The 12221-nt window shown below is 53.4% G+C and carries 8 protein-coding genes; 7 read left to right on the plus strand and 1 reads right to left on the minus strand.

The window, feature by feature from the left end:
• Positions 1 to 107: 107 nt before the first annotated feature.
• From AB1805_02975 to mnmE, 7 genes are all read left to right on the plus strand, one after another.
• Positions 108 to 353, plus strand: a complete 246-nt coding sequence (locus tag AB1805_02975; protein MEW5744392.1) for a hypothetical protein — start codon at positions 108 to 110, stop codon at positions 351 to 353.
• A 108-nt stretch (positions 354 to 461) separates the two neighbouring features.
• On the plus strand, positions 462 to 6434 hold the full coding sequence (locus tag AB1805_02980) for a chitobiase/beta-hexosaminidase C-terminal domain-containing protein (protein ID MEW5744393.1): 5973 nt from the start codon (positions 462 to 464) through the stop codon (positions 6432 to 6434).
• A 16-nt stretch (positions 6435 to 6450) separates the two neighbouring features.
• Entirely contained in the window at positions 6451 to 7458 is a 1008-nt protein-coding gene (locus AB1805_02985; GenBank protein MEW5744394.1) for a tail fiber domain-containing protein, read from the plus strand.
• A 265-nt stretch (positions 7459 to 7723) separates the two neighbouring features.
• Positions 7724 to 7864 carry a 50S ribosomal protein L34 gene (gene rpmH / locus AB1805_02990; protein MEW5744395.1) on the plus strand — a complete coding sequence of 47 codons (141 nt, stop codon included), beginning with the start codon at positions 7724 to 7726 and terminating at the stop codon, positions 7862 to 7864.
• Positions 7865 to 7888: 24 nt separating this feature from the next.
• The gene (yidD, locus tag AB1805_02995) at positions 7889 to 8098 is read left to right on the plus strand and encodes a membrane protein insertion efficiency factor YidD (protein MEW5744396.1); all 210 of its coding nucleotides are present in this window, start codon (positions 7889 to 7891) and stop codon (positions 8096 to 8098) included.
• Positions 8099 to 8117: 19 nt separating this feature from the next.
• On the plus strand, positions 8118 to 9647 hold the full coding sequence (gene yidC, locus AB1805_03000; GenBank protein MEW5744397.1) for a membrane protein insertase YidC: 1530 nt from the start codon (positions 8118 to 8120) through the stop codon (positions 9645 to 9647).
• 108 nt (positions 9648 to 9755) lie between these two features.
• Positions 9756 to 11135 (plus strand): tRNA uridine-5-carboxymethylaminomethyl(34) synthesis GTPase MnmE, encoded by a 1380-nt coding sequence (mnmE, locus tag AB1805_03005; protein ID MEW5744398.1) that lies wholly within the window; start codon positions 9756 to 9758, stop codon positions 11133 to 11135.
• An 85-nt stretch (positions 11136 to 11220) separates the two neighbouring features.
• Here the strand turns inward: mnmE and AB1805_03010 are convergent, their stop codons facing one another.
• Positions 11221 to 12126 (minus strand): peptidylprolyl isomerase, encoded by a 906-nt coding sequence (locus AB1805_03010; protein MEW5744399.1) that lies wholly within the window; start codon positions 12124 to 12126, stop codon positions 11221 to 11223.
• Between the last annotated feature and the right edge of the window lie 95 nt (positions 12127 to 12221).

A 12221-nucleotide genomic window follows, 5' to 3' on the forward strand; every position in this document is an offset into this window, starting at 1 on the left:
GAACGGGTCGCCCTTGCGGTGATGAGGGGTTCATACACAAGATAGAGCAAGTTGTCGGCAGGAAACTTGTTGCTTTGCCGAGAGGCAGGCCGAGGAGAAGGGAATAAATGGTCGCTGTCCCTATTAAGACCCTATTAAGACCCCGTGTATATGAAGAAAAAAAGACAGAAACTATCATACATGCGCTGGTAGACATTGCAGTATCAATGAAAAAAATCTATTTTGAAATTCTGCCTGAATTAAAACAGCGACAATTATCTGATAATGAATTGAGAGATAGAATTTGGGACATTAGAGAGGAGATGCGACACATAGAATACCATATTAAAGATGCATCTCTTACTGAATTGTAAGATAGAGACTTCAATAGGGTTGCTCAAAAGGTCAGCAGACTAGGATATTGGGAGTTTGAAGATTACAAAGAATTTGGAAAGTAAATGCACAAACAGGTAGGGGGATTGATGAATAATAAAGCACTAAAAATATGCTGGCTTATGATATGCCTGGTTTTACTCTTGCCCTCTTTCCTTTTCGCCGACGACTATTACGATGCCGCAGGATTCAATCCTAATCGAGAGACATTTTCGATGGTGCCCTACGAGCATATCGACACCTTTACCGGCGGGGTGATCCTTAATTTTATAGATGCCAAGCTGCCAGGAAACGGCGGGCTAGACCTTGTTGTACAAAGAACCTATAACAGCAAGATATGGAAGAATATAAATACTCTGAGTCAAAGGCTCGTTGAGAACTCCTGGATGGGCACTGGCTGGTCATTGCACTTCGGCCGAGTCATAAGTCCGGATTCACAGATTCCGATCATCGAGATGCCCGATGGCTCTCGACATAAGGCGTATGTGGCAGCAGGCGATACTTCGAAGAAGATAACAACGGATTATTGGATATATAATTCTCATTCAACACCCCCCACCTTAACATTAACTGATGGCAGGACGATATACTTTGGCCACCGGGGACCACTAGTGGAGGGGGTTACTGCTTTATATGCAACAAAAATAACAGATGCGGACGGCAATACTATAAACATTACCTATAAATATCCGCTTGCCGGCAATGATATTATAGCTTACATTGAGGATACAAATGGAAGAAGAGTCACCTTCAGTACTACTGTTGTTAACGGGGCTGAAAAACTAACAAGAATATCCGGACCCGGCATAAACATGACGTATACTCATGTCGCAGTTCCGGAGGCGCAGTATAGCATCCTGACAAAAGCTACTCCGGCTGTTGGAGCGAGCTGGACCTACTCTTACAATACTACCAATAACCCTCTTTATGAATTAACAGGAGTTACTTCACCTGCTGGCGGCGCCATCTCATATGCGTATGCTACTAAAGCCTTCGTAATAGGCGGCTCATATGTGTACTTCCGAACTATTGTCAGCCGGCAGGCAAGCGGCAGAGATATTCCCTCTGGTACATGGACCTTTAACTATCAGTCCGGTACATCAGGAGACACCACTACGATAAGCGACCCCTGCGGCAGAACAGTCACCTACCAGCACTATGGCTACGGATACGGCAACCAGTGGGGCGAGCTCTGGAAAACGGGTCTCCTGTTCTCAAAAGCCATCTCTGGAGAGGAAACGGTTAACTATGGCTGGGATAAGTCCGCAGCGATATCATACGTGAATGAGTGTACTCCTTTCTATTGCGACTATGATATCTGGGCTCCCCGCCTGATTTCGAAGAGCATAACGCGTGGCGGGAAAACCTACACAACAAATTACAGCAATTATGATTCTTATGGCAATCCTCAAAGAATATCGGAAGCAGGAGATAAATCCAGGACAACGGATATTGCCTACTGGACCAATGCGAGCAAGAATATAGTGCAAGGGAGACCGGCGAGCGAAGCGGTATCAGGCAGTTATCCTGGGACTTTCACAACGAGTTATACATATGACACGAACACCGGCAGGATAACATCGATCACAAAGTATGGTGTTAGGACAGACTTTACCTATTACAGCAATGGGAACCTGTATACTCAAAAGGATGCGAATGGCAATATAGCGAGCTATCAATGGACTAATGGGAACATTTCGAAAATAACCAATCCTCTCTATTCCATTACGCGCTCTATCAACAGCGATGGGACTGTTGCAAGCGAAACCAATGGTCGTGGGCATATCACCTCATTTACCTATGACGGTAATCAAAGACTGACCTCTAAAACCCCTCCTGCCGGTAATGTCATAAATTATACGTATCCTGCGGACAACTCTTATGTTAAAGAGGCGAGGGGAGGATTCTACACCTATCGCTATTTTGACGGTTTCGGAAGGCTATCTGGAACACAGGATAGCCTCGGGGCAACTACTGATATTCAGTACAAAAGCTGCGGTCCGAAATACTACACGACCTCAAATACGGGAGATACGGTCTACTATGATCATTTCGGCAGGAAGACTTCGGTTCTCCATCGAGACAGCAGCAGCATAAGCTACGCCTATTCGGGAAGCAACGTCACTGTTACTGATGAGGCAGCAGCTAAGACCTACTTGTACTACGAAGCATTCGGTAACCCCGATGAAAAGCTCCTGGTCAAAGTCGTCGATGCCAAATCCAACAGCACTGATTATACGTACAACATGGCCGGAAGTCTTACAGGGATGACGCAAGGGGGCTTGGCGAGAAGCTATACCTATAGCACAAAGAATTTTCTGTCTTCAGAAACACATCCCGAAAAGGGAACGATTTCCTACGGCAGAGACAGTGTGGGTAACATGACCTCGAAAACCGATTCCCTTGGCACGGTATCTTACTCGTACGATGGACTGCATCGACTTAAAACCATCTCCTATACCTCGGGACAGGTGAATTTCGGTTACGACAACGCCGACAACAGGATATCCATGAGCAACCCGCATGCCTCGGCAAGCTACGGTTACGATCCGGCGAACCGGCTTACCAACAAGGCGGAGACAATCAGTGGAAGGAACTACCCGACCTCCTACTCATATGACGGCAATGATAACCTGACCGACATCTATTATCCATCGGGTCGTCACGCCATCTATGCCTATAATGCCAATAATCAGATAACCTCGGTTTCGGGATTCGGCGGGACTATAAGCGGTATTTCGTACTATACATCCGGAAACTATTTAGGGCTACCCAGCGGTTTTACCTACGCCAACGGGCTGTATAATTCACTGACGTACAACAGCAGAAATCTTACCACCCAGGTTAGGGCGGGGGCTTCGGCACTCAACATAGGGTATGGCTATGACAGCAGGGGAAATACGACCTCTATCGTAGACTATCTTGATAGATCAAGAGATCAGTCGCTCTCCTATGACTCTTTAAACCGTCTCGAAACGTTCAATGCTGGCGGGCTGTGGGGCACAGGGTTGTTTACCTATGATGCCTCGGGCAACAGGATGAGCAAGACAGTGGCAGGAGTTACGACAAGCTACGGCTATTCCGGTAATCGGCTTGCTGCAACGTCGGGAGGGGAGGCCTTTTCATTCGGTTATAACGGCAGCGGCGATGTGACCTCCTTAAATGGATACGCTCTTGAGTACGACCAGCTTCACAACCTTACGAGCTACAAACAGAACGGCACGCCTGTTGCCGGATTCAGCTACGACGGCGACGGCATGCGGATTACCAAGACTGCAGATGGCAAAACTATCGTCTATCACTACGACCAGGGCGGCAGGCTTTTGTCGGAGAGCTACAGTGACGGAATGCTTATAGCCGATTATGTGTATCTATTCGGCAAGCTGGCGGCAAAAGTAGTTGCCACGCCCACCCTATCGGTGACCCCCGCCCCCAAGGATTTCGGCGCCGTGCCGCTCGGCACGCAGCCTCTGCAGACCTTCACCATAGCCAACACCGGAAGCGCAGTGCTTGAGCTGGGCGCCACAACCCTATCCGGGGCCCAGATAGACGAGTTTGTGAAGACCGCTGATAACTGCTCGGGGAGGGCTCTTGCGCCGGGCGGCAGCTGCACCGTTGACGTAACGTTGACTCCTAGAGGCATCGGCGTGAAGAATGCGATCCTCTCCATTGTCTCCAACGATCCGGACTCCCCCACGAAGAACATAGCCCTTACCGGCACCGTAGTCGTTACCCTCACCACGAGCAAATCAGGGTTGGGCATAGGCACGGTCACGAGCAGTCCTGCAGGCATCTCCTGTGGAACGGACTGCACGGAGAACTATAGCCAGGTTACGACCATCACCCTCACCGCGTCTCCGGATGCCTGTTCAGATTTTGCGGGATGGTCAGGGGGAGGATGCAGCGGGACAGGAGAGTGTACGGTGACGGTGGACAGCAGTCACGTGACCATAACTGCGCTCTTTAATCCTAAGCCAATAACGGCAGCTTTCTCGATGCTCCCTGAAAGCGGCTATGCGCCGCTTTTTGTAACACTTACCGATTTGTCGGCGCACTGCCCGGTCTCCTGGAGCTGGACATTCGGCGACGGTTCAAGCAGCAATGTGCAGAATCCGCCGCTTCACAATTTCGAGGGTGAAGGGAGCTACACCGTGTCACTCACCGTGATAAATCGGGCCGGGGTCTCCAGTACCGCAACCAAGACGGTAACAGCCCAGGCTTGCCCGAATCATCCGGTGAGGATCGGAACGACTTACTTCCCGTCACTCCAGGCGGCCTACGATGCCGCAGCGGACGGTGACGTAATTCAGAGTCATGCCATCAGGTTCTATGAGAACGTGACTATCGCAAAACAAATTGCAGTGACTTTTGACGGCGGCTATGGGTGTGATTACTCTTCGAAGCGCGGGTTTACGACACTGCAGGGGCAGATGGAGACGAAGCCCGGGGCCGGGACAGTGACGGTCAAGAGCTTTATGCTTACCTATGATACTTCACCGGTAACGACGGTTGCCGCGCCGACTGGCGGATATTACAATGCTCCACAGAATATCACGTTAACCTGCACCGGCCCTTGCGGCCCTGTCTACTACACCACCGACGGCTCTCAGCCGACAACCGCCTCGAGCGTTTATACAGGACCTGTTGCCATCTCGTCAACAACAACGCTCAAGTTTTTCGCCTTGACCACTGAAGGCGGCCGTGAATCCATTAGGAGTCAGACGTATATCATGGATACCGCACCGCCGACCGGCGGCATAACAATAAACGGCGGCGCTGCATTAACGAATAGTATAAGCGTGACATTGAGCCTTACCTGCACCGACGACAACGGCTGCGCACACATGAAATTCAGTACTGATAATGCGGTCTGGTCATCAGCCGAAGCGTACAGTACCGGTAAAGCATGGCAGCTGTCCTCGGGTGATGGGACTAAGTCAGTGTATGTGAAATATCAGGATATGGCAGGCAATTGGTCACCAGAGGCATACAACGCCGACATCGTGCTCGACGCGACACCGCCGGTGGTTACGGTGTCACCGGCAGGCGGGACATACAGCAGTACCCAGAGCGTAGTCCTTGGCTCGAATGAGCCGGCAACCATCTATTACACTGCCGACGGGAGCGATCCTTTAATCAATGGTATTGTTTATACGAATCCCCTGGATATTGCGGTGACAACAACGCTCAGATTCTATGCAAAGGATTCTGCAGGGAACAGCTCGGCTGGGGGACAGGAGATCTACTCTATCGGGGTGCCTACGTGCTCTATTTCTATCAACTCCGGTGCACCATTTACCAACAGTACGGCTGTTACCGCAACGATCGGCTGTGGGGGCGGAAACAGTTGCACAGAGATGCAGTTCAGCAATGACAATGCAGTATGGTCTGCAGCAGAGCCCTATGCATCGACCAGGGCTTGGGAGCTTGCGGCAGGAGACGGCTCTAAAACGGTTTATGCAAAGGTCAAGAACACTATCGGCGGATGGTCTTCGGCGTGCACTGCCACTATTGTGCTTGACACGGCCCTGCCGGTAGCCAGCGCATCTCCCCCCGGAGGCGTTTATACGGTGCCCCAGGAAGTCATGCTGACCTGTAGTGATGGCACTGGCTCCGGATGCGGCAGCATCTATTATACGATTGATGGAAGCACGCCAACGCTGCAGTCGCTTGTGTATAACGGGCCCTTAACTGTTGCAGCAACCACAACGCTGAATTTTTTTGCAGCTGACCGGGCAGGCAACAGCGGATCGGTAACTGCGGCGACCTATACCATTGATGCCAACGCGGCCCTGCCGGTAAGAATTGCCGGGACTGCGCCCTACTATTTCAGCACGCTGCAGGATGCCTATAATGCTGCAATTGACGGCGATGTCATTCACGTGCAGGGGACAACTCTCGTTGAGAGCCTGACCGTTAACAGGAATATCTCGGTACTTATCGACGGCGGCTACAGCAATGACTTTTCGAACAAGAGTGGATTCACGACGCTCAAGGGAACGGTACAGACCCTCCCCGGCGGAGGGACGATAACGCTGAAGAATTTTATGCTGATACAGTAAAGGAGGAGGAAAGACTATGAAGAAACTGGTGCTGGCGGTGCTAACGGGTCTATTGCTGATGGGAATGTCCGCATTTGCGGCAGATGGGGATTTGATTGTGAATGGGAAAGTGGGGGTGGGGACGACGAGTCCGGTAGATCGGTTGGATGTTTTCGGTAATATACGATTAGTGGGAGGAGGGTATTTGCAGCAGGTAGGCGGAAATTACTTGAGGTTAAATACGGATAGTGGAGTGCCGGGATCACATATTGCTTTCACAAGGGGAGCAACAGAGATAATGAGAATAGACGCTAGTGGGAATGTTGGAATCGGAACGACAAATCCAACTAACCCGCTTACAGTTGACGGTACTAACTATGGGGGCAATGATAGTATAATTGTTGCTCGTTCACGCTCAAATTATGATATGTTTTCTGTTCTTCCATGGTCTGGGGGTACCTATATTGGTTCAGGTGCGTATTATAAAGATGGGGTATGGATACATAGCGGCACTGATGCTACCAATGCCCTCTTTTACATTGGTGGAACTGGAGGACGCTGGCTTGCTTCGAATAATGGCGTAGCTTCCTGGAATGTAACGGGAGGCAGCTCAATTTTACTGTGGACGGCTTCAGGTGTTCTTCAAGGCGCCTCCTCTCGAGCGGGCAAAGAGAATTTTGAGCCTCTTAACTTCAACGATATTCTTCATAAAATAAACAAACTCGACATCACACGCTGGAACTATAAAACCGAAGGTAGTGAGGTGAAACACATTGGCCCAATGGCTGAAGATTTTAGGGAAGTCTTTGGGGTAGGCGAGAGCGACAAGAATATTGCCCTGATCGATGAGGCTGGTATAGCTCTGGCGGGAGTAAAAGGGTTAATAGAAAGGGTTAAGGTGCAAGAGGATATTATCACTAGTCAAAAGGATGAAATCAGCGGCTTGAAAAAGGAGCTGAGCGATATCAAGAGCGTGCTTCAGAAGATGGCAATTCAGATAACTATAAACAGCAATAATGCCATTGTATCTCAGGCTCAGCATTAAAGGTGTAATTAAGTTTTAGAATAGTAATCCCTTTTGTAGCTGGAGTGGTGAGAGGCGTTTTCACCACTCCGAGTTTTGTTGAGGCGCGTGCTACCGTAATCTCACTGTTGATAAAGCACAATAATTACAGTGATCTGCCCCGAACTTTTGGAGATATGTGCGGAGGCCTGTGTCTCCACGAGGCTGCAGAACGTTTGAAAGGATTGACAGAAGGACCCCTAAAAAATTATAATTTTATTTCAATAATTTTCTCAGGAGGTCTCTTATGGGCACGTATACTACCTATAATCCACATAAAAGCAGAAGGAAGAAGACCCACGGTTTCCTGACGCGGATGAGCACCCAGGCGGGCAGGAGGATTATCAAGAACCGGCGGGCCAAGGGAAGAAAGCGCCTTGCAGGATAGGTCTGCAGAGGGAGCATCGCTCTCGTGAAGACGCTGCTCATAGCCTTGCTCAAGGCATACCGTTATCTGATTTCTCCGCTGTTGCCGCCGCGTTGCCGGTTTACGCCTTCCTGTTCCGAGTACTCCCTGGAGGCAGTGCGGAAATACGGCGCTCTCAAGGGCAGCTGGCTGACTGCACGGCGCCTCTTGAAGTGCCACCCTTTTCATGCGGGCGGATACGACCCGGTGAAATAACATACGAGGATTTCACGTTATGGATAAAAGAACACTCCTTGCCATCGCGCTCTCCATGGCGATACTGCTGGGCTACCAGTATCTTTTTGTAACCCCTACGCCGCCGCCTGCTCCGGACAAGCAGGCCGCACAGGCTCCGGCTAAAGAGACCCCGGCAGCGTCTGCAGCGCCGGCTGCCGTTTCTCCCGGTCCTCCCGGAGCCGTATCGGGCCCCGAGAAAGAGGTCATTGTAGAGAACAATCTTTACCGGGCCGTGCTGACATCGCGGGGCGGCACTATAAAGAGCTTTACGCTGAAGCAGTACAAGGACAAAAGCGGCAACCCGATTACCCTCAAGGGCAACGAGGGCGCTGCGCCGCTCGCGCTCGGCACGAGCGAGGATTTTCAGCTCGCTGCGGTCAACTTCTCGGTAAGCGGGAGCGATATCCGCCTCGACCCTTCGGCGCCGACGGGCTCGCTCATTTTCGAATACGCTTCAGGAGACCAGGTCATCCGCAGGACCTATGTCTTTTACCACGATAAATACGGCTTCGACCTGAAGGATGAGGTGAAGGGGCTGCCTTCCTACTGGATCACGCCGGGCAGGGATTTCGGCATCTACGCACGCGAGGACGGCGCGCATGCCGGGCCCGTGATCCTGCGCGATGCCGAGCGGATGGAGTTCACCGTAAAGGATGTGAGGGATGCGCGGAGCTTCAGGGAGGGCATAAAATGGATCGCCCAGGAGGATAAGTACTTCTTCTCCTCCATCGTGCCGCGCTCACCCGTCGAGGAGGCGAGGGTCTGGAGCAGCAATAACGACGCCCTGGCAGCGCTGAAGATGCCGGCAGGGGTAAACAGCTACTTCGTCTATACAGGACCGAAGGAGCTCGGCCGGCTGAAGGACCTCGGCATGGGCCTCGAGCACATCGTCGACTTCGGTTTCTTCTCGATCCTGGCGAGACCGCTCTTCTGGGTCCTGATGCTCCTCTTCGATCTTACGAAGAACTACGGCGTGGCGATCATCCTTCTCACGATCCTTCTGAGGATTCCCTTCATCCCGCTCATCAACAAGAGCCAGGAGTCGATGAAAAAGCTGCAGGACATACAGCCCAAGATGGCGGCAATCCGGGAGCAGTACAAGAACGACCCGCAGCGGATGCAGCGCGAGCTCATGGAGCTGTACAAGAAGAACAAGGTGAACCCGGTAGGCGGCTGCCTCCCCATGCTGCTCCAGGTGCCCTTCTTTTTCGCCCTCTACCAGGTCCTGAATACCGCCATCGAGCTGCGGAACGCGCCGTTCATGCTCTGGATCAACGATCTGGCGGCCAAGGACCCCTACTTCATACTGCCCATCATCATGGGCGCGACCATGGTGATACAGCAGAAGATGACGCCGTCGACCATGGACCCGACGCAGCAGAAGATCATGCTGCTCATGCCGGTGGTGTTCACCTTCATGTTCCTCAGCTTCCCCTCGGGGCTCGTCCTCTACTGGCTGGTGAACAACGTGCTGAGCATCGCCCAGCAGTTCTACATCAACCGGAAGCTGAAAACCCAGCCCGCGTAAAGGCAGCTCGAAGCTCATGGCTGACAGCTCACAGCCGATGATGCATGGCTTGTGCTCTCACCCGGTGCTCATTTCATCAGACGCTCTAGGAATTGTGGAGCATAGGCCATGAACTCTCTCGATGACACCATAGCAGCCGTATCGACGCCGCCCGGAGAAGGAGGCATCGGCATTGTGCGCCTGAGCGGCAGGGACGCCCTCGCGCTTGCCGGAAGGGTCTTCGTATCGCCGCGGGGAAAGCCGCTCACCGGGACGCGGTCCCATACGATCCTGCACGGCTTCGCGGTTAATCCGGCCGACGGCGCGCGTATCGACGAGGTGCTCGTCACGGTAATGCGCGCCCCCGCCACCTATACCCGCGAGGATGTGGTCGAGATCAACTGCCACGGCGGCATCGTGCCCCTCAGGGCGGTGCTCCAGGCGCTGCTCGATGCGGGCGCGCGGCTCGCCGAGCCGGGGGAGTTCACGAAGCGCGCTTTTCTGAACGGCAGGATCGATCTCATTCAAGCCGAGGCAGTGATCGACGTGATACGGGCGAAGACGGAAACAGCGGAGCGGATCGCCCAGCAGCAGCTCGAGGGAAGGCTCTCCCGGCGCATCGCGGCGCTCCGGGAGAGGGTCACGGAGCTCTGCGCCCATGTCGAGGCGTATATCGATTTCCCCGAAGACGAGATAGAACCGCTCCCGGCCTCCGCGCTGCTCGGCGCCATGGCAGAAATAGAGGCTGAGCTGGCGGGGCTCTCGCAGGGGTATGCCGAGGGCAAGTTCTTCAGGGAGGGCGTCTCCGCAGCCATCGTCGGCAAGCCGAACGTCGGCAAATCGTCGCTGCTCAATGCGCTGCTCGAAAAAGACCGGGCGATCGTGACCGAGATCCCGGGTACTACAAGAGATGTCATCGAAGATGTCCTGAACATCAAGGGCCTTCCCCTCAGGATCATGGATACCGCCGGTATACGGGAGACGCACAACCTCGCCGAACAGGAGGGAGTGAAGCGGAGCGTGAAGGCGATCGAGGGGGCCGATCTCGTCATCGCCGTGCTCGATGCGGGCAGGGAGCTCGATGATGCCGACAGAGAGGTGCTCGACCGGATAGCTCGGAAGCGGGCGATGGTAGTGGTCAACAAATGCGACATCCTGTCGCCGCGCTTTGCCTTCACCGGATATCCCGGCGACGCCGTGAGGGTATCGGCGCTCACCGGAGAGGGCATCGAGGCGGTCAGGCAGCGCATCTATGAGCTCTGCATCGCTTCCGGCAGCGGGCACGACCGGGAAGACCTCCTGGTGACCAACCTGCGCCACAAGCACGCCCTCGACCGGGCGCTCCAGTCCCTCGCTGAGGCGCGGCAGGCGCTGGAGACTCACCTGCCGCTCGAGGTCGTCGCTCTCTTCCTCCGGGAATCGCTCGACCATCTGGGCGGCATCATCGGCGCAGTGACCACCGAGGATATCCTGGAGAGGATCTTCAGCGCATTCTGCATCGGGAAGTAAGGGCGGATACCCGGTTCCGGAAGGGCCGAACAAAAAAGGCAGGAAGAAGACTCTTCCTGCCTTTTTGCATCGTTGAGCGACAGCGCTATTTCTTGGGGGCCTCCGGCGTCTGCACCGGCGGATGGCCGCCTGGGGCAGCGGGGGCTGTCGGCGCCAGCGAGAGCTTCTGTGCCGCCTCTTTGTTTATGTCGACTTTATACGTCTTCTTCAGGTTCTCGATGAACGTGTCGAAGCTGTTCTTCTGGCGTTCTGCCACGAGCCTCTGGCTGATCAACCCCTTTACCTTCTCGAACTCGACGGTCGACCCTTTCAGATCGAGCACCTTCAGGATATGGATGCCGTCTTTCAGCCGTATCGGCATGCTCACCTCGCCCCTCTTGAGCCTGAACACCGCGTCTTCGAGCTCGGGGGAGAGGTCGCCCTTCTTGAAGGTCCCCAGCTTGCCGCCGTCCTTGGCCGACGCCTTGTCGGCGGACATTTCGGCAGCTACCTTTCCGAAGTCCTCGCCTTTCTGTATACGGTCATAGACTTTTTTAGCATCGTCTTCGGTCTTGACCAGGATCTGGCCGATGGTCACCTGGCTGCTCAGGATGAAGTCTTCCTTATGGCTGTCGTAAAACTCTTTGATATCCTTTTCGGTTATATTGGCCGACGCCTCGATCTCTTTTTCGAGGAGCTGGTTGATGAGGGTTATCTTCTTGAACTCCTCGACCTTGCGCTGGAACTCCTTATCTTTATCGAGCCCGCGCTTCTTCGCCTCGAGGTAGAGCAGCTCTTTCTTCGTCAGCTCCTCGACGAACCGCTCGGCTCCTCCGGGACCCATGAAGAACTGCTGGGCCATGGGAGGAAGCGACGCCATCTCAGCCTTCACATCCTCGGTCGTTATGGTGGTTCCCCCTACCTTCGCCACATAGCTGCCCTTGGACCCGCTTCCCTTCGAGCAGGAAACGGCAATCAAAAGGGCGAACGCCACGATGAGTACTTTCTTCATGTGTCACACTCTCCTTCACGGTTATTAATCTACCACTCTAACATATTGGTCTTCCCTGCGGCAAGCAGCAGTGGCGCTGGCGCAGAGAGGCATCG

It is taken from the genome of Nitrospirota bacterium (assembly GCA_040752355.1).
Lineage (GTDB): Bacteria > Nitrospirota > Thermodesulfovibrionia > Thermodesulfovibrionales > Dissulfurispiraceae > JBFMCP01.